Origin of the sequence: Pseudarthrobacter sp. BRE9 (assembly GCF_031844305.1) — a bacterium.
GTDB lineage: Bacteria > Actinomycetota > Actinomycetes > Actinomycetales > Micrococcaceae > Arthrobacter.
In genome coordinates, this window is the sequence record NZ_JAUZUY010000003.1 from 126156 (window position 1) to 145830 (window position 19675).

The 19675-nt window shown below is 67.6% G+C and carries 18 protein-coding genes; 3 read left to right on the top strand and 15 right to left on the bottom strand.

The genetic code is table 11. The features are described 5' to 3' along the window. Positions 1–21 precede the first annotated feature (21 nt). From Q9R31_RS08680 to dacB, 14 genes are all read right to left on the bottom strand, one after another. Positions 22–951, bottom strand: a complete 930-nt coding sequence (locus Q9R31_RS08680; protein WP_311262315.1) for a pantoate--beta-alanine ligase — start codon at positions 949–951, stop codon at positions 22–24. Further along, positions 952–1845, bottom strand: a complete 894-nt coding sequence (locus Q9R31_RS08685) for a DUF2520 domain-containing protein (protein WP_311262316.1) — start codon at positions 1843–1845, stop codon at positions 952–954. Further along, positions 1838–3490: a PH domain-containing protein gene (locus tag Q9R31_RS08690; RefSeq protein ID WP_397428223.1), complete on the bottom strand. Its 1653-nt coding sequence runs from the start codon at positions 3488–3490 to the stop codon at positions 1838–1840. The genes Q9R31_RS08685 and Q9R31_RS08690 overlap by 8 nt, the downstream gene beginning before the upstream one ends. After that, on the bottom strand, positions 3487–3999 hold the full coding sequence (locus Q9R31_RS08695) for a PH domain-containing protein (RefSeq protein WP_311262317.1): 513 nt from the start codon (positions 3997–3999) through the stop codon (positions 3487–3489). The genes Q9R31_RS08690 and Q9R31_RS08695 overlap by 4 nt, the downstream gene beginning before the upstream one ends. After that, a complete protein-coding gene (locus Q9R31_RS08700) occupies positions 3980–4528 on the bottom strand; it encodes a DUF3180 domain-containing protein (RefSeq protein WP_311262318.1) in 549 nt (182 codons plus the stop codon). Before Q9R31_RS08700 ends, Q9R31_RS08695 begins: the two co-directional genes overlap by 20 nt. Then, on the bottom strand, positions 4525–5070 hold the full coding sequence (folK, locus tag Q9R31_RS08705) for a 2-amino-4-hydroxy-6-hydroxymethyldihydropteridine diphosphokinase (RefSeq protein ID WP_311262319.1): 546 nt from the start codon (positions 5068–5070) through the stop codon (positions 4525–4527). The genes Q9R31_RS08700 and folK overlap by 4 nt, the downstream gene beginning before the upstream one ends. Further along, positions 5067–5459, bottom strand: a complete 393-nt coding sequence (gene folB, locus Q9R31_RS08710) for a dihydroneopterin aldolase (RefSeq protein ID WP_311262320.1) — start codon at positions 5457–5459, stop codon at positions 5067–5069. The genes folK and folB overlap by 4 nt, the downstream gene beginning before the upstream one ends. A 13-nt stretch (positions 5460–5472) precedes the next feature. Then, on the bottom strand, positions 5473–6411 hold the full coding sequence (folP, locus tag Q9R31_RS08715; RefSeq protein ID WP_311262321.1) for a dihydropteroate synthase: 939 nt from the start codon (positions 6409–6411) through the stop codon (positions 5473–5475). Positions 6412–6420: 9 nt separating this feature from the next. Continuing rightward, a complete protein-coding gene (gene folE, locus Q9R31_RS08720) occupies positions 6421–7065 on the bottom strand; it encodes a GTP cyclohydrolase I FolE (protein ID WP_311262322.1) in 645 nt (214 codons plus the stop codon). A 9-nt stretch (positions 7066–7074) separates the two neighbouring features. Next, positions 7075–9138: an ATP-dependent zinc metalloprotease FtsH gene (gene ftsH / locus Q9R31_RS08725; RefSeq protein WP_311262323.1), complete on the bottom strand. Its 2064-nt coding sequence runs from the start codon at positions 9136–9138 to the stop codon at positions 7075–7077. 223 nt (positions 9139–9361) lie between these two features. Next, a complete protein-coding gene (gene hpt, locus Q9R31_RS08730) occupies positions 9362–9913 on the bottom strand; it encodes a hypoxanthine phosphoribosyltransferase (RefSeq protein WP_311262324.1) in 552 nt (183 codons plus the stop codon). 30 nt (positions 9914–9943) lie between these two features. After that, on the bottom strand, positions 9944–11017 hold the full coding sequence (gene tilS / locus Q9R31_RS08735; protein ID WP_311262523.1) for a tRNA lysidine(34) synthetase TilS: 1074 nt from the start codon (positions 11015–11017) through the stop codon (positions 9944–9946). A gap of 159 nt (positions 11018–11176) precedes the next feature. Continuing rightward, positions 11177–12307, bottom strand: coding sequence for a zinc-dependent metalloprotease (locus Q9R31_RS08740; protein WP_311262325.1), 1131 nt, complete (start codon positions 12305–12307; stop codon positions 11177–11179). Positions 12308–12608: 301 nt separating this feature from the next. Then, entirely contained in the window at positions 12609–14132 is a 1524-nt protein-coding gene (dacB, locus tag Q9R31_RS08745; RefSeq protein WP_311262326.1) for a D-alanyl-D-alanine carboxypeptidase/D-alanyl-D-alanine-endopeptidase, read from the bottom strand. A 156-nt stretch (positions 14133–14288) separates the two neighbouring features. Between dacB and Q9R31_RS08750 the strand changes: the two genes are divergently transcribed. The 3 genes from Q9R31_RS08750 (at position 14289) to Q9R31_RS08760 (ending at position 16966) form a co-directional block, all read left to right on the top strand. Then, the gene (locus Q9R31_RS08750) at positions 14289–14777 is read left to right on the top strand and encodes an inorganic diphosphatase (protein ID WP_018762663.1); all 489 of its coding nucleotides are present in this window, start codon (positions 14289–14291) and stop codon (positions 14775–14777) included. Positions 14778–14863: 86 nt separating this feature from the next. After that, positions 14864–16207 (top strand): carboxylesterase family protein, encoded by a 1344-nt coding sequence (locus Q9R31_RS08755; protein ID WP_311262327.1) that lies wholly within the window; start codon positions 14864–14866, stop codon positions 16205–16207. 6 nt (positions 16208–16213) lie between these two features. Beyond that, entirely contained in the window at positions 16214–16966 is a 753-nt protein-coding gene (locus Q9R31_RS08760) for a DUF429 domain-containing protein (protein ID WP_311262328.1), read from the top strand. A 46-nt stretch (positions 16967–17012) separates the two neighbouring features. Here Q9R31_RS08760 and Q9R31_RS08765 read toward each other — a convergent pair whose 3' ends face one another. After that, a complete protein-coding gene (locus Q9R31_RS08765) occupies positions 17013–19451 on the bottom strand; it encodes a phosphoketolase family protein (RefSeq protein WP_311262329.1) in 2439 nt (812 codons plus the stop codon). Positions 19452–19675: the final 224 nt, after the last annotated feature.

A 19675-nucleotide genomic window follows, 5' to 3' on the forward strand; every position in this document is an offset into this window, starting at 1 on the left:
AAACCCGGGAGTAGTGAAGATTCAGGAACTGAGCGGCATATTGTCGATCAGCCGCACCGGGCCAACCTTGGCGGCGATGAGCGCCAAGCCTTCACCACGGAAGGGAGTCTCCCGGCAGTTCTCGGCCAGCGGTTCAAGGGTTCCCGGGTCCACCACTTCGAAGTAGTCCAGATCCACCAGCGGCTGGGAATCAACGAGCGCCAGCGCGGAATCCAGGTCCAGCGGCTCATGGGCGTTTGCCCGCTCCTCCAGCAGCCGCAGCGCCCTGGAAAGAACCAGCGCGGCGTCCCGCTCGGCGTCGGACAGGAAGCGGTTCCTGCTGGATAGCGCCAGCCCGTCCTCTGCCCTGACGGTGGGCACAGCGACGATCTCGACCGGAAAGTTCAGGTCAGCAACCATCCGCCGGACCAGGGCCAACTGCTGGGCGTCTTTCTGCCCGAAGTAGGCCCGGTACGCGGGCAGGCCGCCAGCTTCGGAAGCGTCATCGGCGGAACCGGCAGGAAGACCCGCTGAAGGCGTTCCGTAATGCAGCAGCTTTGCCACAACGGTCAGGGCACCGTCAAAGTGTCCGGGCCGGGAAGCGCCCTCCCACTTTTCCCCGAGGCGGCCGGAGGTAACACGCACCAACGGCTCCCCGCCGGGGTAGACCTCCTCCACGGACGGTGCGAATGCGAGGTCAACGCCCTGCTCCTCCAGCAGCGCAAGGTCGGCGTCGAGTGTCCTCGGGTAGCGGTCCAGGTCCACGGCATCGCCGAACTGCAGGGGGTTGACGAAGATGCTGGCCACCACCACGTCGTTGTGCTCGACGGCGGTGCGCGCCAGCACGGCATGGCCTTCGTGGAGTGCACCCATGGTAGGCACCAGGCCCTGCGATGTCCCGCGCTTTGCGCCGAGGAGCCTGGCGCTTTCGGCGTGCAGTCCGGCAACGGTGGTGACGAGTTGAATGGACATTCAGTCCTCCTTCGGATCGAGGGCCTCGCGCAGCCCCTTCAGCTGGTCAGGTTTCAGCAGTCCCCGGCCTTCTGCCCGCAGGGCAGTGGCCCGCGCCATCGCAAGGTAGGCCTCGAGCACGTCGCCGTGCCCGCCGCCGTCGAACTCCCGCAAAGCCTCAGCATGGGCACTGACTGTCCCCACGTCCCCGCGGGCAACCGGGCCAGTCAGCGCCGACTCCCCTGAGGCCAGCGCATTTTCCAGCGTGGCGCGCAGCAGCGGACCAAGCATCCGTTCGGGCATCTCCACGCCCACCTCCCGCAGGAGCTGCGACGCCTGCGCCACCAGGGTCACCAGGTGGTTGGAACCGTGCGCCAGGGCTGCGTGGTACAGCGTCCGGTCTGCTTCGGCGATCGCAACGGGCTCCGCCCCCATCTCCACTACCAGCGCCTGGGCGATGGGCAGCATGGCGGCGTCGGCCGTCACCCCGAAAGTGCAGTCCAGCAGCCGCGTGAGGTCCAGGCTCATGCCAGTGAATGTCATGGCGGGGTGCAGCGCCAGCGGAATAGCACCGGCGGCACGGACCGGATGCAGCACGCCGACGCCGAACCGCCCGGACGTATGTGCCACGAGTTGGCCTGGCTGCCATGCCCCAAGCTTCGCCAGCCCCTCCACCAGGCCAGGCAGGGCGTCATCCGGCACTGCCAGCAACACCAGTTCCGCCCGCTCAACAATGTCCTGCACTTCCAGGACGGGCACGCCGGGCAGCAGTGCCTCAGCCCGCTCCCGGCTCGCGTCGGACACGGCTGACACCCCGACGACGGCATGCTCGGCCGCGCGCAAAGCAGCGCCAAGCACGGCTCCCACCTTGCCGGCACCGATGATTCCGACGCCGAGGCGTCCGGGCTTAGCCATGCTGCTGGCCTTCCTGTTGGTAATGGTCTCGTGCTGACGGAACAACCTGCCGCAACCATTGTTCGGTGGTTTGCCGCCTCCGGGCCAACCGGGCACGTGCCGACTGCTCATCAAAGAGTTGCCTGGCCTCGTCCAGACCGGCCTGGATCAGCCGGGGGGACACCGGTCCTGCCGTCGTGTGCAGGACCAGGTCCGCCACGCGGAACCGGCGCGCCAGGGGACCCTGCTGCAATGCCAGCGACTGGGTCCGCTGGTGGGGAACGAGTACAAGCTCCCGCCACCAGCGCCCCGAGCGGATCAGCAGGGCCGTGTCCGTTGCGGTATACCCGTTTCGCCGCCACGTGAGGGGTGCCAGCAGCCGGGCCCGGCGCGGCGTAGTGACGTATCCGCCGTCGGAATCCCTGCCGTTAAGCCCTGCGGCAAACACCAGTTCCGGCTGGTCGGTCCCAGGGTCCGGCAGGACCAGCGACAGCATCGCCATGACGTCGGAAAGCTTTCCCACCGGCAGGAGGATGGTCCTGGTGCTGCCCTCGGCGGCGTTGCCGGAAACCCCGTAACCGGCGGCATTCACCTGCATCCGGTACCAGCCGAACGGACGCCACAGCGGAGGCTGGGCCACCTTCACCGCCTGGATCCTCCCGGGCGGAAGCGTCTGCGCCTGGGTATCCAGCAGCCCGTACCGCAGCCGGATCCCGTCGGGCGAAACCGCGGCGGTGAAATTGAACCCCTTGTTGAAGAAATTCCAGTAGCCGGCCGCAAGGCCCAGGGCCGCGGGCACCAGGTAGAAGTAGAAAGCGCGGTTGTCCGTCAGCGTTGACAGAACCACCGAAGCGATGCCGCCCACCACGATAAACACGCTTTGCTCGCTCAGGATCAGCGATCCGAGAAGGCGCGACGGCGGCACGGCCAGGACCGTGATTTCCGGCGCCTCGGGTGCGGGCTGGGCAACGCGGTCCTGCCCTGCTGATACTCCCGGGCCGGTGCCCGCCCCGGACCCGACGCCGTACCCGACCCCGGCGGCGTCGGCGGCGGCGGCGGCGGAAAGGGCACCCGCGTCCGGAACGCCGCTCACATCGTAAGTGGCTCCGGCGACTGCCCCGGAAGCCCGCGCCAGGATGGTGGCACGAAGCTGCCGGGCGTCATCAATCTTCAGGTAGGCCAGGCGCACGGCTGATTCGCCGGCGTCGGCCACCTCGAATTTGAGTTCGGCCAGTCCGAAGATCCGGGCCAGCAGGGGCTGCACAATGTCGATGGCCTGCACGCGGTCCAGGCGGGCCTGCCGGTGCTGGCGGAAGACGAGCCCGCTGTTGACCCGGACGTAGCCGCCTGACACCTGGTACTTGGTGAAGTACCAGGTGAGGACGAACCCCAGCACCGCCACGGCCAGCAGCACCGCCCCGCCGCCCAGGAGCCATGGTGCACGCCTGGCGAACCCGTCCTCGAACACCGGCTGGCCCTGCAGCGTCCGTTCGAAGAGGTCCCGGCCAAAGAAATAGGTGATGGCGGCCAGGGCAACCCAGCCGCGGACGAAAGGTGAGGCAGGATGCACCCGCAGCCACTCGCCGTCGGCCGCCCTGTTGGTGTCCGGGCGTTCTGCAGCAGGCGGCACCACCGGCGGCCCGGGCAGCTGGCCGTCAGTGGTCACAGTCCTGCCAGCCTGGCTTCGCCGCGGGCGGCCAGCTGTTCCCGCAGCCGCGCGCCTTCTGCTGCCGGCAGCCCGGGAATGCGTGCGTTCGTGCCGGGCGCGGCGGTGTGGAGCTTGACGGAGCACAGGCCCAGCGCGCGTTCCACGGGTCCGACGGCAATGTCCACGTACTGCATACGGCCGTAGGGGACGGCCATGGTGCGCTGGAAGAAGATGCCGCCCCTGATCAGCAGGTCATCGTCACGCTCGGCGTAACCGATGGCCCGGACCTGCCGCGGTATGAGCACCAGCCGCCACAGGGCTGCCAGCAGCGTGGCGGACGGAACGGTGACGGCCAGCCACAGCGGGGGCCAGCGCCACCAACCCAGGAGGACAAACACCAGCGGAGCGGACAGGAGCAGTACGGTGATGAGGTTGGCCACCGCCCATTCCACCAACCGGACTGTGATGTATTTTGGTGACACCCGCTGCCAGGCGATACCCGGCGGGTCAATCGCCTCGGTATGCATATTCGCCTTCCCCGGCGGCTTCCCCGCGGGCAGGGCGGCCCTTCTTCCCGTCGACGCTGTTGGCGTCGCCATCCTCCGGCGGAATTTTGCAGAACCGCTCCACCAGGAGCCCCACCACGATCATCACCAGGCCGCCGCCGGCCATGGCCAGGGCCAGCCAGGTGATGCCCTGGTCGCTGCGGAGGCTCCAGATCCGCAGCTGGTCCAGGAAGATGCCCGCATGCCAGCCCAGCAGCACTGTTCCCGCGTAGGCGCACGCCTGTGCCAGGACCAGCGTCCGCGCGGCCAGAAGGGGGTCCAGCTGCGTCTTCCTGGCCGTGCTGTTCGGTTTGACGCTGTTGCGCCACCGCAGCACCCGGATACCCAGGATCAGCGTGATGATCACGATGACGCCCATGGTGGCAAGCGCCGTGGCGGGCAGGACAGGGGTGGCCATACTGTACCGGCTGGTGACGACGGTGGCTGACCAGCCCGCAACGGCAAGGATGACGCAGATCAGCAACAGGCGCAGCGGGTTGATGGGCTTCATCGCTCCTCCACTGCTCCTGCCGTGGGCATGCCGTCAAAGTCGCCGAACCCGTCGAACGGGGCAAGGTCGCCGAAATCCGCTGCCTGCGTTGCCAGGGTGCTGATCCGTTCGCCGTCCAGCGTGGCGGCCGGTTCGATGAGTGACCAGGGGTAGAGGACGAAAGCCCGTGATGCCGCCCGCGGATGCGGGATGGTGAGCGTGGGGTCTTCGCTGCGGAGGTCGCCATAGGTGATGATGTCGACGTCGAGGGTCCGCGGCCCCCAGTGGACTTCGCGGACGCGATGGTGCTTGTTCTCCACCGCCTGGCAGTGGTCAAGCAGTTCCTGCGGGGTCAGGCTGGTTTCCACCGTGATGACCATGTTCAGGAAATCCGGTTGTCCCGCCGGGCCGCCCACGGCTTTGGTCTGGACGATGGGTGAGACGGCCAGGAGCCGGACCTCCGGCGGATCCACCAGGTCCGCCACGGCCTCTGTCAGGGTCTCGTTCCGTTCACCAAGGTTGCTGCCCAGGGCAAGTACGGCCTTGGTGTAGGTCCCGTTCACGTTTGTGCCCCGGCCATGGCGGAGCGTGCGGGGACCCGTTCCCTGTGGACGGTGACCGCCACGTCGCCGAACGGGACTTCGATGGGGGCCTGTGGTTTGTGCACGGTGATGTCCACGGCCTGGAGCTTGAATTCGGACAGGAGGCTGTCGGCGATCCGCACCGCGAGTGCCTCGATGAGGTTGAGGGGCTCGCCGGAGATCCACTCGGTGATACGCTGCGCCACCTCGCCGTAGTGCGCGGTGTCCCGGACGTCGTCGGACTGCGCCGCTTCGGTGAAGTCCAGGTGAAGCACTGCGTCCACGACGAAAGGCTGGCCCTCCCGGCGTTCGAAATCAAAGACGCCGTGATGGCCGACGGCGGTCACACCGGTCAGCGTAATCCTGTCCATGGGTCCCCCGGCCCTATTGGTTTTTGGGTACGGCTTGTGCTGTGGATGCTGCGGCCATGCGTGCAGCCACCTTGACGGCGTCAAGGCTGGACCCGACCTCGTGCACGCGGACCGCCCAGGCCCCGCGGTAGGCGCTGATGGCTGTGATCGCCGCAGTGGCACCGTCGCGTTCTTCCGGGGCGGCGGACTTGCCGGCCACGGTGAGCAGGGTGCCGAGGAAACGCTTGCGGGAGGCGCCCACCAGGACCTTGTGGCCCAGGCTGTCCAACTGGTCCAGGTTCTGCAGCAGTTCCCAGTTCTGGGCGTCGTTCTTGGCAAACCCGAGGCCCGGGTCGATAATGATCTGTTCCTGGCTGGCTCCGGCGGCGTAAAGCTTGTCCCGGACTCCTGCCAGCTCCGCCACCACTTCGCCCGCAACGTCCGTATATTCGGCGAGCGAGTTCATGGTCCGGGCGTCCCCGCGGCGGTGGGTGAGGACGTACGGCACCTTTGAGGACGCCACGAACTCGGCCATTTCGGGCTCGATGCTCAGGCCCGAGATGTCGTTGACGATTGCTGCGCCGGCCTTGACTGCCGCTGCCGCCGTGGAGGCGTGGGTGGTGTCGATGCTGACCAGCGCGCCGGCCTTCACCAGGGCCTCGATCACGGGCAGGACGCGGCGCTGTTCCTCGTCGGCGCTGACATCGTCAGCCCCGGGCCGGGTGGATTCGCCCCCGACGTCGATGATGTCCGCGCCCGCGTAAAACATGCGCAGGCCGGCAGCGATGGCGGTGTCCGCCGTGGCATGCTTCCCGCCGTCGCTGAAGGAGTCCGGGGTGACGTTCAGGATTCCCATGACCAGGGTGCGGTCAGTGGGCAGGTCTTCGAAGCGCGCGGCCGGGCGGGGCCTGCGAAGGATGGGCAGCGGGGAGGTTGCTGGCCCGGTTCCAGGGGCTGCGGCGAGTGAATCCATGGTCTGTAGTTACCTTCCGAGGATGAGGCTCATGGCTTCGGCACGGGTGGCCGGATCATGAAGCTGCCCGCGGACCGCACTGGTGACGGTCTTCGCTCCGGGCTTGCGGATACCGCGCATCGACATGCACATGTGTTCGCATTCAACAACGACGATGGCGCCACGGGGTTTGAGGTGGCGGACCATCGCTTCGACAATTTCAGTGGTGAGCCGCTCCTGCACCTGCGGGCGGCGGGCGTAGATGTCCACCAGGCGGGCCAGCTTGCTCAGGCCGGTAACCTTGCCGTCGTGCGAGGGGATGTAGCCAACATGGGCCACACCGTGGAACGGCACCAGGTGGTGCTCGCACGTGGAGTAGAACGGAATGTCCTTGACCAGGACCAGTTCCTCATGGTCAAGGTCAAAGGTGGTGGACAGGACATCCGCGGGGTCGTGGTGCAGTCCTGCGAACATTTCGGCGTACGCCTTGGCAACCCTTTTCGGGGTGTCGAGGAGGCCGCCGCGGTCCGGGTCCTCGCCGATGGCAAGGAGGATCTCGCGGACGGCCGCCTCGATCCTGGGCCGGTCCACCTTTTCGCGTTTTGAATGGTGGGAACCGTCCACCGCTAGGTGTCCGGCGGAGGCGGGAACGTCGTCGTCGTCGAAAGAAGTCACAAGGAAAGCTTAGCCGCGAAGGGTGTCAGGCCCCGAGTCGGGGGTGCCTCCGCGAAACGGAGCGTCCTCCGGAACACCCTGGGGGTGCGGGGGCTGGGCGTCCAGGGGCTCATCCAGCCGGGCCTTCTTGGCTTCCTCCTGCGCCTCGCGCTCGGCGCGCTCCTGCCGGCTCTCCACCGGGCCGGCCATCTGAACGGGGCGGGATTCCTTGGACAGCCACACCTCGCGGAAGTCACGCTTGCGCACGTCACGGAAAATGTCGGCAATCTCGGCCTGGTTGAGGGTTTCACGCTCCAACAGCTCAAGGGCCAGGATGTCCAGGATGTCGCGGTTCTCGGTGAGGATGGCGTAGGCCTCGTCATGGGCCTGGTCGATGAGCCGGCGCACTTCCTCGTCCACCACGTAGGCGATCTGGTCCGAGTAGTTGCGCTCGTGGCCGGCGTCGCGGCCCAGGAACGGCTCGCCGCCGCCCTGGCCAAGCCGGACAGCACCTACGCGCTCGCTCATGCCATATTCGGTCACCATCTTGCGCGCGGTGCCGGTTGCCTTCTCAATGTCGTTCGAGGCGCCGGTGGACGGATCGTGGAACACAATCTCTTCGGCCACGCGGCCGCCCATGGCGTAGGCCATCTGGTCCAGCAGTTCGTTGCGGGTCACGGAGTACTTGTCGTTATCCGGGACCACCATGGTGTAGCCCAGGGCGCGGCCGCGGGGAAGGATGGTGATCTTGGTGACCGGGGCGGAGTTCCGCAGCGCGGCTGCGACGAGGGCGTGGCCGCCTTCGTGGTAGGCGGTGATCTTGCGCTCGTGCTCCTTCATGACCCGGCTGCGCTTCTGCGGGCCGGCCATGACGCGGTCGATGGCCTCGTCCAGGGCGCGGTCATCGATCAGGTTGGCGTTGGAGCGCGCGGTGAGCAGCGCGGCTTCGTTCAGGACATTGGCCAGGTCCGCGCCGGTGTAGCCGGGGGTCTTCTTCGCCACTGCCTTGAGGTCCACGCCGGGCGCCATGGGCTTGCCCTTGGCGTGCACCTGCAGGATCTGGTCGCGGCCGATCATGTCCGGCGCGTCCACGCCGATCTGCCGGTCGAAGCGGCCGGGACGCAGCAGGGCCGGGTCCAGGACGTCGGGCCGGTTGGTGGCGGCGATGAGGATCACGTTGGTTTTGACGTCGAAGCCGTCCATCTCCACCAGCAGCTGGTTGAGGGTCTGCTCGCGTTCGTCGTTGCCGCCGCCGATGCCTGCGCCGCGGTGGCGGCCAACGGCGTCGATCTCGTCCACGAAGATGATGGCGGGCGAGTTGGCCTTGGCCTGTTCGAAGAGGTCGCGGACGCGGGAGGCGCCCACACCGACGAACATCTCCACGAAGTCCGAGCCGGAGATGGAGAAGAAGGGAACGCCGGCTTCACCGGCCACGGCGCGGGCCAGGAGTGTCTTACCGGTACCTGGTGGGCCGTACAGCAGCACACCCTTGGGGATCTTGGCGCCAACAGCCTGGAACTTGGCCGGTTCCTGCAGGAATTCCTTGATCTCCTGCAGTTCCTCTACAGCTTCGTCGGAGCCGGCCACGTCGGCGAAGGTCACCTGGGGCATGTCCTTGCTGACCATCTTGGCCTTGGACTTGCCGAACTGCATGATCTTGGAGCCGCCGCCCTGCATGCGGGTCATCAGGAACCAGAAGAGGGCGCCCAGCAGGATGACGGGGATCAGGAGGGAGAGCAGGCCGGAGAACCAGTTGCTTTCGATCGGCTGGTCGGTGAAGCCCTGGGCCGGCTTGGCGTCGGTAACGGCCTTCACCACGTCCTGTGCGCGGGCATCAACGAAGAAGAACTGGACGCTCTTGCCTTTGTCCTGCCCATTCACCTGCAGGTTGTCCTTCAGCGTGAGGTCAACGCGGTTCTCGCCGTCGAAGATCCTGGCCTGCTCCACCTTGTTGCCGGAGAGCAGTTCCAGGCCCTTGTCCGTATCGATCCGGGCCGCACCGCCGGGGGCGAGCGTTGCAAAAGCCACGAGGAGCAGACCGACCACAACGACGATCCAGATGCCCGGGCCTTTGAAGAAGTTCTTAGCTTTCATCTGTTCGGGGGCTGGCCCCGTCCCTTCCGGTAGTGCTTCACGGCGAGTAGTCTGCGCGCGTGATGGTGCTGCGTCAGCTTCTAGCTATACACCGTCCGGAGTACATCACGCATAGCGAAAAGCAAAAGTTCCCTGTGGGCGTAGCTGCGCCGGGACAGCGTTGAGTTACCTGCGTGGCGGGGGTTTTGCCGGAGCACGGCGGTGGCGGAGAGTGCGGCGCGGCTTACTCGTAGACGTGCGGAGCCAGGGTTCCCACGAAGTCCAGGTTGCGGTACTTCTCGGCGTAGTCCAGGCCGTATCCCACCACGAATTCGTTGGGGATGTCGTAGCCGACGTACTTGACGTCGATTTCCACCTTGGCGGCGGTGGGCTTGCGGAACGCCGTGCAGATCTCCACCGAGGCGGTGCCGCGGGATTCCAGGTTGGTCTTGAGCCAGGACAGGGTAAGGCCGGAGTCGATGATGTCCTCGACGATCAGGACGTCCTTGCCCATCAGGTCGGTGTCCAGGTCCTTCAGGATGCGCACCACGCCGGAGGACTGGGTTCCCGAGCCGTAGGAGGACACGGCCATCCAGTCCATGGAGATGTGGCTGTGGAGTGCGCGGGCCAGGTCGGCCATGACCATGACAGCGCCCTTGAGCACGCCCACAAGGAGGATCTCGCGCCCTTCGTAGTCCTTGTCGATCTGCTCAGCGAGCTCGGTGATCCGCTGCTGGATCTGCTCCTTGGTGTAGAGAACGTGCTTGAGATCTGCCTGGACGTCGTTTGAATCCACCAATGGCTCCTGTTTAGATGCGGGGTGCGACTATTTTGCGGGCGGTTTTTGAGACCGGAATACTAGCTTCCCACAGCGCGCACGTTCGCGGGGAACGGAACCGGGGCTGCCCTGGGCCGCCGGTGCTGCTCCGTCCTTTGATCCCTCAAGCTGCGCCAGCGACAACCGATATACGCTGACACCGCCGGGAAGCTCCACCGGACCGGCCGAACCCTGCCGCCGCAGCAGCGCCTCCGCCGCCAAAAGGCGCTGGTAGCTGGGTTGCTGCCCGCCGACGTCGGCCGCCGCCTTGGCAATCACCCGGAACCTGATGGCCGGGGCCAGGGCACGCAACGCTTCCTCCGGCAGGGCCAGCGCGCCGCCCTCCCGCTCCACAAGGGATTCGAAGGTGCTTTCCGCCACAACCTCCAGGTAGTCGGCGTCCAGCTGCAGGATGGCGGCGGTCCGGGCCAGGGACTCGGCGACGCCGGGGCCAAGATTCTCCTCAAGGTGTGGCAGGACCGCCACGCGGGTCCGCGAGCGTGCGAAGGCAGGATCCGCGTTGGTGGGATCGTGCCAGGGATCCAGTTCCTCCACCGCGCAGATCTCCTCGGTGTCCGCCCTGCGCAGTCCGAGGAAGGGGCGCAGGAGGACACTGTTTCCGGCCCCGGCCCGGGCGGGCCGCATGCCGGCGAGGGAGCGGGAACCGGAGCCCCGGGCCAGGCCCAGCAGTACCTGTTCCGCCTGGTCGTCGAGGGTGTGGCCCAGCAGGATGGCGTCCGCGTCCTGTCCCGCCGCGGCTGCCTCAAGCGCGGCGTGCCGGGCTTCGCGTGCAGCGGCCTCGGGGCCCATGCCGGCGCCGGCCACCGTGACCTCGCGGATCTCAACGGGTGACAGGCCCAGCTCCTCCAGTGTCTCCGCGGTGCGGGCGGCAACCTCCGCGGACCCCTCCTGCAGTTGGTGGTCCACCACCACAGCACCCATGGTCAGCGGGTGCCCATCCACGTGGCCACGCCGAGCAAAGTACGCGGCGACGGCGGCGAGCGCCAACGAGTCCGGCCCGCCGCTGCACGCCACCAGGACGTGGCGCGGGTACCCGGCGTCGGCAAGCGCGTTTTGCAGCATTTTGCGCGCAGTCCCGACGACGGGCGCGAGCCTTCCGGGCCGGCGTCGTCCGCTGCGTGCCACCGCGCCGGTGGACGGGAGGTCAGGCAAGACTGTCCCGGGCAACGGTGCGCCAGGCGACCCGGCGTCAGGCAAGGGTGTCCCGGGTGCGTCCGTCAATCAGAGACCCATCCGCTCAAGCCACAGCTTGGCGTCGTGGATTTCGGGCTCGGTAGGCAGGTGGTCCACCGACTCCCAGACTTTGTTGAAGCCGTCCATGCCCGCCACATCCACCACGGCCCGGACGAAGCGGGCGCCATCGGAGTACTGGCGCATCTTCGCGTCCAGCCCCAGCAGGCTGCGGATGAACTTCTCGATGACGCCGCGGTCCTTGCCGCTGTCGTTGAACCGCTGCCGGATGGTCTTGACCGACGGCACAAGGCTGGCGTCAACGGCGTCCATCACCACGTTGGCGTGCCCTTCGAGGAGGCTCATCACGGCGGTGAGGTGCGAGATGGCGGCCTTTTCCTCGGGATCCTGCAGCAGGTCCAGGATGGCGCCGCGGCCGGGGGTATTTCCGGTGGCGGAGCGGTCCTTGAGGGAGCGGGCAGCGGCGGTGGCGCGCTCCATCAGGGTGTCGACGTTGCCCAGGAGGTGGCCGCTGAGTTCGTCCACCTGTTCCAGCATGTGGTGCCGCAGCCAGGGGGCTGCCGCGAACTGGACACGGTGGGTTTGCTCGTGCAGGCATACCCACAGCCGGAAATCCTCCGGGGTGACGTTGAGTTCGCGCTCCACCGAGACGATGTTGGGGGCCACCAGCAGGAGCCTTCCGCCCGCAGGTGCCGTGGAGTTCTCTGCCAGCGCCGCGAAGGGATCGTACTGGCCCAGGACCTTGCTGGACAGGAAGGCAAGCACCGCGCCCAGCTGGCTTCCGGTGATGGCGCCGCTGACCTGGGCGGCAGCTGGGCTGAGGTTGCCGCGGCGGCTGTCCAGCATCTTCTGCATGGCAGGCTTGAGCATCACCGCGAAGCTCTGGGTGTTGGCCTTGGCCCAGGATGCCCGGTCCACCACCAGCACGGAGGAGTCGCGCAGGTCCCGCGCAGCCTCCAGTCCGGTGATTTCGTGGACGTGCGGAACAGATGCATCCGCCAGTCTGCGAAGGCTGTCCACCGCCTCACCGATGGCCTTTTCGTCGAGCACGGGCCCGGCGGGAGCCAGCCGCGCTGCGGTGGAAGCAGCGAGATCCCAGTTGATCAGGGACTGGGCTGTTGGGGACATCGTCGATGCGGACTCGCGCGCAGTGGACTCCATGGTTCCCATCAGAACACAGCAGGCCGGGCATCGTCCTTAAGTTCGCTGACCGGCGAACTTACACAGCGGCTGCACAGGAGGGCGAAAGCACCGTCCCAGCCCCGGCGGGCACTTTGGAAGTGCAGGAAGAATCGCCCTAAAAAGGAAGCCGCCATGATCCCCTACCGTCCCATTCCTCCCTTGACCACCGGCCCGCGCAAGGGCTGGGCGTCGGTGCTTGCCGCCGTCGTCATGGCTGCGCTGCTGGGCATCCAGCCCCGGTAGTACCAGCCAGAAGTCCCGGCCGCCGGAGGAACTGGTGCTAGCGGCAGCCGCAGCCGGCCAGCGCCGTGGCGGCCCGATCCAGGGCTTCCTTGTTGCCGGCGGCACCGGGCGTCAGGCCGTTGCCGATGAAGGAAAAAGCCAAGAGCCGTCCGTCGGCGTCCACAACATACCCGCTCAGTGCCAGCACAGTGTTCAATGTCCCGGTCTTGGCGCGGACCAGGCCGGCACCTCCGGAGGTGGTGGCGTCCCCGTAGCGGGTGTCCAGCGTTCCGGACAGGCCGCCGACCGGAAAGCCGTCCAAGGCGGCCCGAAGCCTGGTGTCCGCGCCGGCGGTAATGGCCCGCACCACATCCGTGAACTGGCGGGCCGCAACCTGGTTGCCCATGGCCAGACCGCACACATCCACCAGCTTCACCGTCTCTGACGCGATGCCCGCTGCCGCAAGCTCGGCCGCGACAACGGCCGTGGCACCGTCATTGCTCCCGGACCGGCCCGTGGCCACCGCTGCCATCCGTCCCATGGTTTCGGCCAGGTAGTTGTCCGATACCTGCAGCATCAGGTTTACCTGCTCTGCCACCGTGGCCGATTCAACGGCCGCCAGGGCTGCGGCGCTGGCTTGGGAAGCCCCTGGTGAGCGTTCGACGCCGGCCGCTACCGTCAGTCCGGCTCCGGCACCTGCCGCGCGGAGCCGGGCCGCAAACTCCTCTGCGGCGGCCATGGCAGAATTTTGGGGCCGGGAGCCGGTAGTGACGGCGGGGTCGAAGCGCGCAGAGTTGAGCGCCAACGGGTACAAGGGGGCTATTTCGCCGGCTTCCACGTCCCCGCTCTGCCAGGCGGGGTTCAGCGCCGGGCCCGTAAAGAGGGAGTCATCCAAGAGGACCTTGATATCTCCGGTGGTGCCCGCGGCCTGCAGGGCCTGCGCCGTGAGGACGGCAAGGGTGGCAAGGCCGGCGTGGCCCATGACCTGTTCCGGCTGCGACTCCCCGGCGGCCAGGAGGACGTCGCCGCCGCCCACCAGCACCACCTGCCCCGCGGCAGGACCCTGGACCACCCTGGTGGCGAACCGGTGGTCCGGCCCCAGGGTGCGCAGTGCCGCCACCGCCGTCAGCAGCTTAAGGTTCGACGCCGGCACCCGGCCTTCCGCGCCGCCCCGGTCAAAGAGGACCTGGCCCGTGAGAGCGTCCTGCACCATGCCGGTGAAAGTACCGCCGCCGTCGGCCTTCAGCACCGGCTCCACCTGGGCCGTCACCGCTGACGGAAGGGGCACCGGGGCCGACGGTTGAAGCGGGGCAAGCACCTGCGGGGCCGAGAGGGTGGCGGGAACCTGTTGCCAGGCAGGGGGTGCCGGGGCGGGTTCGGGAGCCCCTGCGCCAAGGAACCCGGGACCCAGGAATCCGGGGGCTGCCAGCAGGGCTCCCGGAACGGCCAGGACGAGCAGGACCAAGGCCGCCAGGGCCAGGGGCCAGGGCTTGCGCGGCCCTTCCGCCGGGACCCGGCCAAAGCCGCCGGAGCGCCTGGAGCGATGCGCGCGCGGCGGTTCCTGCCCGGTTGTTTTGGTCATGCTGGTGCTGGTCCTCAAGTCCTGAAATATCCCCACAAGTTCCTGATTCCAGGGCCTCTCGCTATATCCTCAATAGTAGTCGGCGGCACCGACACTCTTTTTTGTGGGCCCGTCAAAGTGTGCCGCGCACCCCCTGCAATTGCCGAGGAGCATTCCATGAAGCACGACGTGACCATCGAGATCCCCAAGGGATCACGCGTCAAGTACGAAGTTGACCACGAGACCGGCCGCGTCCGCCTGGACCGCGTCCTCTTCACCTCCATGCAGTACCCCACGCACTACGGGTACTTCGAAAACACCCTCGGCGAGGACGGCGACCCGCTGGACGCCCTGGTGCTCCTGCAGGACTTCGACCTGCACCCCGGCGTCATCGTCGAATCCCGCCCCATCGGCGTCTTCAACATGACCGACGATGGCGGCGGAGACGCCAAGATCCTCTGCGTTCCGGTTGATGCCCGCTTTGACCACATCCAGGAAGTCAGCGACGTCAACGAGTTCCTGATCAAGGAGATCGAGCACTTCTTCACCCGCTACAAGGACCTGGAGCCCGGCAAGTGGGTCAAGGCCGAGGGCTGGGGCGACCGCGCCGCCGCCGAAGCCGAGCTGGAAGCCTCCATCAAGCGCTACGTGCCCACCGGCCACTAACGCCGTTTCTTCCGACGGCGGGTGCCCGGCTTTCGAAGCCGGACACCCGCCGTCGTAGTTTCAGGAAGATATGGCATGGTGGGGCTGTGAATTCCGAGCCAGCCCTGACTTCCCAGCTCTTGTTCCATCCTCCGTGCGGCCCCATCGCCGGCTGGCGGGACAGCGGTGTTATCCGCGCCACCGGGATCCCGTACGCCGTAGCCGCCCGGTTCCAGCCGCCCGCACCGGTTCCCGACTGGACCTCCGAACTGTCGGCCACGTCCCTCTCCCCCGCCTGCCCGCAGGCGCCCGTCCCGTTCCTCGACGACGTCCTGGGCACCAGATATGGGGAACTCCCGGGCAGCGAGAACTGCCAGAACCTTTCCATCACCATGCCGGGCGACCTCACCCATGACGAAAAGCTGCCCGTCATGGTCTGGATCCACGGCGGCTCCTACACCACGGGATCCGGCGACCTGGCCATCTTCGATCCCGCCCGGCTGGTGGCCGAGAACCGCGTCATCGTGGTCTCCGTGACCTACCGGCTGGGGCTGTTCGGGTTCCTGGCGACACCTTCCGGGCGGCCCGGCAATCTGGGGCTGCTGGATCAGCTGGAGGCATTCCGGTGGGTGCAGCGGAACATCGCAGCCTTTGGCGGGGACCCCGGCCGGGTCACCGCTTTCGGCCAGTCCGCCGGCGGCGACGCGATCGCCCACCTGATGGCCACACCTGAGGCACCCGCCCTCTTCCAGCGCGCCATTATCCAGAGCGCACCGCTGGGCATCACCCGGGGCCGGGCCAAGATGAACCACGCCATGGGAATTGCCGCCGAATCCGTCACCGAACAGACGCCGGCCATGGACGTGGTGGCGCTCGAGGAGCGGGTCACCCAGGTGGCCAAAAAGTTCGGCATGCTGGCCGCCATGCCCTTTGGCACGCAGTACGGGCACGACCCGCTTCCGGCTGAATCCGATATCGAAGCGGCGTGGAACCGGGCGGCGCCCTCGATCGAGGTGCTGATCGGCCATACCTCGGAGGAGGCACGGCTGTTCCTTCCCCGCAGCCCGCACCTGATGCGCCTGGCCAGGGTTCCGATGGTGGGGCCACCCGCCGTGCGCGCCATCGACTGGGTGGTCACCGAAACCGTATACGGCCGGGCAACCCGCCGCTTCGCCCGGCGCCACGCCAAGGCAGGCGGAAAGGCCCACCGCTACCTCCTGACCTGGCACGCCCCCGGCAACCTCTTCGGCGCCGCGCACACAGTCGACCTGCCGCTGCTGCTGGGCACCAGGAAGACCTGGGACGGCGTGGGACTGATCGACGGTGCCCGTTGGGAGGACGTGGACATGACGGGCCGGTCACTACGGGCCCTGTGGGCGGGCTTCGCCCGCGGCGACGATCTCGGCGAAGCGGGAGCTGTTGACGGCGCGCTGCGTTACAGGCGGGCCTGACACACCGTGAAAACCCTCGGCGTGGACCTGGCAGCGGCCACCAAAAAAACGGCAGCGGCGGTCATCGATTGGGGCCAAGGTTCCGCGCAGCTGGTCCACCTCGCACTCGATGTAACTGACCAGGAGATCGTGGAGTTGTTCGGCTCCTGCGACATGACCGGCGTGGACTGTCCAGTGGGCTGGCCCGATGCGCTGATCCCCTTCCTCACCGGCCACCTGGACTTCGACGCCGGCCCCGTCCTCGAGTACGACGGGATCGCCGGCCGCAGGCTGCTCGCCTACCGCGACACCGACCGCTTCACCACCCGCCAGACCGGGCTGATCCCGCTGAGCGTCTCCGCCGACCGGCTGGCTCATCCGGCCATGCGCTGCGCAGTAATCCAGGCAAAGATTGCCGCGCTGCACGGTCCGCAGCCGCGCGACGGCTCCGGCCGCCTTGCCGAGGTGTACCCGGCGGCGTCACTGAAAATCTGGGGCCTCAACGGTCGCGGCTACAAGGGAAGGGGCGTCCCCGAAGCCGAGCGCCTTGGCCTCCTGCTGGCGGCCCTCGAGGAGCACGCACCATGGCTGGACCTGGCCGGACACCGGGACAGCCTTGCCGCTTCGGACGACCTGTTCGACGCCGTCATCGCCTCCCTGACCGCCCGGGCCGCCGCCCGCCGTCGTACACTCCTGCCGGATGATTCCCACGCCCGGGCCGCACGCAGCGAAGGCTGGATCCACCTCCCGTCCTGCACTCTGGAAGAGCTCCCGGGCTGAGTGGGACCGGGGCTGAAGAAGCTGCAGGGCTCAGGGAGCTCCGGCGCTAGGCGGCAGAGCTTCCCAGCTTCCAGTTCCGGATCTCCTCGGGGTCCTCGCCGTGGGTGCGGGTGTGTTCGCGGGCGCGGTTGCGCCGGTCCTGCAGGTCCTGGCGCAGCAGCGAGTGCTTCTCCGCCAGCCCGGGCACACGGTCGATCGCGTCGATTGCCAGAGTGTAGCGGTCGATGCCGTTCACCATGGCCATGTCGAACGGCGTGGTGGTGGTCCCCTCCTCCCGGTAGCCGTGCACGTGCAGTCCCTGCTGGTTGGTGCGCCGGTACGCCAGCCGGTGGATCAGGGCCGGGTAGCCGTGGTACGCGAAGATGACGGGCTTGTCAGGGGTGAAGATGCCGTCGAAGTCGTGGGCAGGGAGGCCGTGCGGGTGCTCGCTTTCGTCCTGCAGCCGCATCAGGTCCACCACGTTGACCACCCGCACTTTGAGTCCGGGCGCGCCCTCCCGGAGCAGTTCGGCGGCCGCCACGGTCTCCACGGTGGGCACGTCACCTGCGCAGGCCAGCACGACGTCGGGCTCCTCGCCTGGCACTTCGGAGCCGGCAAACCTCCAGATCCCCAGCCCGCGGCGGCAATGGTTGGCGGCGTCGGCCGGGCCAAGCCAGGTGGGCGAGGGCTGCTTCCCGCTGACCACGATGTTCACGTAGTCGGTGGAGGCCAGGCAGTGCTCCATGACGGACAGCAGGGTGTTGGCGTCCGGCGGCAGGTACACCCGGATGACCTCGGCCTTCTTGTTCACCGCGTGGTCGATGAAGCCGGGGTCCTGGTGTGAGAACCCGTTGTGGTCCTGCTGCCACACGTGTGAAGACAGCAGGTAGTTCAGCGACGGCACGGGCTGGCGCCAATGCAGTTTGCGGGATACCTTCAGCCATTTGGCGTGCTGGTTGAACATGGAGTCGACGATGTGGACGAACGCCTCATAGCAGTTGAAGACCCCGTGCCGGCCGGTGAGGAGGTACCCCTCGAGCCAGCCCTGGCACAGATGCTCGCTCAGCACCTCCAGGACCCGCCCGGACCGCGCCAGGTGCTCGTCGACGTCGTCAATCCGGTACTGCCACACCTTGTCGGTGACCTCGTAGACGTTCTGCAGCCGGTTGGACGCCGTCTCGTCGGGCCCGAACAGCCGGAAGTTCTCCATATTCTGTGCGATCACGTCCCGCATCCAGGACCCGAGCGTGACCATCGGGCTGACCCGGTCGATGCCTGCGTTGGGAACCTCGACGGCGTGGTCCTGGTAGGCGGGCAGTTTCAGGGCGCGCCTCAGGAGTCCGCCGTTGGCATGCGGGGTGGCGCTCATGCGGAAGTCTCCGGTGGGCGCTCCTTGGGCGACGTCGGGACGGAGCCGCCCATCGCCGTCGAACAATTCCTCCGGCCGGTAGGACTGCAGCCACTCCTCCAGCTGTTTCAGGTGCTCCCCGTTGGTGCGGACCTCGGACAGCGGCACCTGATGGGCCCGCCAGGTGCCTTCCACCTGCAGCCCGTCCACGGTGCGCGGCCCGGTCCAGCCCTTCGGTGAGCGCAGCACGATCAGCGGCCAGCGGTGCGCGGCGTCCTCCCCCGCCCCGTCATCCGCGGGATCCTGCCGGTGGGCATCCTGGATGGCCTTGATGTCCGCCAGGCAGCGGTCCAGGACCCCGGCGAAATCGCGGTGCGCCTTTTCGGTATCGTCCGGATCCGCAACTGTCACGAAGTACGGTTCGTGGCCGTATCCGCGCAGCAGCTGCTCCAGCTGGTCCTGCGGCATCCGGGCCAGGACTGTGGGATTGGCGATCTTGTACCCGTTCAGGTGCAGGATGGGCAGGACCGCACCGTCCACCGCCGGGTCCAGGAAGTTGTGGGAGTGCCAGCTGGCGGCCAGCGGTCCGGTTTCAGCCTCACCGTCGCCAATCACGACGGCGGTCACCAGCTGCGGGTTGTCGAACACCGATCCGTAGGCGTGGGCAAGGGAGTACCCCAGCTCACCACCTTCGCTGATGGAGCCGGGGCTTTCCGGGGCGGCGTGGCTGGGGATGCCGCCAGGGTAGGAGAACTGCCGGAACAGTTCCGCCAGTCCCGCCTCGTCATTGCCAACATGGGCATAGATTTCGGAGTAGGTTCCCTCCAGCCAAGCGTTGGCGACGACGGCGGGGCCGCCATGGCCGGGACCGGCGACAAAGAGCATCTCCAGGGAGTCGCGGCGGATCACGCGGTTCAGGTGGGCGTAGACGAAGTTGAGTCCGGGGGTGGTGCCCCAGTGGCCCAGCAGGCGGGACTTGGTGTCCTCCGCCTGCAGGGGTTCACGCAGCAACGGGTTGGACCGGAGGTAGATCTGCCCTACCGACAGATAGTTGGCGGCCCGCCACCATTTGTCGACCAGGCTTAGCTCCTCCTGCCCCAGCCCGTCCTGCCGCCGTTCATTCTGCCGCCGTTCATCCTGTCCAGCGCTGCCGGCCATAACCATCCTCACGTCGGGTGTGCCGCTGCGGGCGGCCGTTCCCCCATCGCAACAGATGGAGGGGCAGGCAGGCAACCCCCGCCGTCGGCCTTCCCCGCTCCTGGCCGCACCTGCTGCGGGCGGCACGGGCCTGGCAGGACCGGGAAAATCTCCTGCCGCAGGTGGCAGGCGCACCCCGCAATCCGGCCCTTTAGCAATTCCTACTTCCGGGTAGTGTGGACCCA

Coding starts and splice junctions, on each gene's coding strand:
- Q9R31_RS08680 (WP_311262315.1), bottom strand. CDS start 951: ATGTCCATTCAACTCGTCACCACCGTTGCCGGACTGCACGCCGAAAGC.
- Q9R31_RS08685 (WP_311262316.1), bottom strand. CDS start 1,845: ATGGCTAAGCCCGGACGCCTCGGCGTCGGAATCATCGGTGCCGGCAAG.
- Q9R31_RS08695 (WP_311262317.1), bottom strand. CDS start 3,999: ATGCATACCGAGGCGATTGACCCGCCGGGTATCGCCTGGCAGCGGGTG.
- Q9R31_RS08700 (WP_311262318.1), bottom strand. CDS start 4,528: ATGAAGCCCATCAACCCGCTGCGCCTGTTGCTGATCTGCGTCATCCTT.
- folB (WP_311262320.1), bottom strand. CDS start 5,459: ATGGACAGGATTACGCTGACCGGTGTGACCGCCGTCGGCCATCACGGC.
- folP (WP_311262321.1), bottom strand. CDS start 6,411: ATGGATTCACTCGCCGCAGCCCCTGGAACCGGGCCAGCAACCTCCCCG.
- ftsH (WP_311262323.1), bottom strand. CDS start 9,138: ATGAAAGCTAAGAACTTCTTCAAAGGCCCGGGCATCTGGATCGTCGTT.
- tilS (WP_311262523.1), bottom strand. CDS start 11,017: ATGCTGCAAAACGCGCTTGCCGACGCCGGGTACCCGCGCCACGTCCTG.
- Q9R31_RS08740 (WP_311262325.1), bottom strand. CDS start 12,307: ATGGAGTCCACTGCGCGCGAGTCCGCATCGACGATGTCCCCAACAGCC.
- dacB (WP_311262326.1), bottom strand. CDS start 14,132: ATGACCAAAACAACCGGGCAGGAACCGCCGCGCGCGCATCGCTCCAGG.
- Q9R31_RS08750 (WP_018762663.1), top strand. CDS start 14,289: ATGAAGCACGACGTGACCATCGAGATCCCCAAGGGATCACGCGTCAAG.
- Q9R31_RS08765 (WP_311262329.1), bottom strand. CDS start 19,451: ATGGCCGGCAGCGCTGGACAGGATGAACGGCGGCAGAATGAACGGCGG.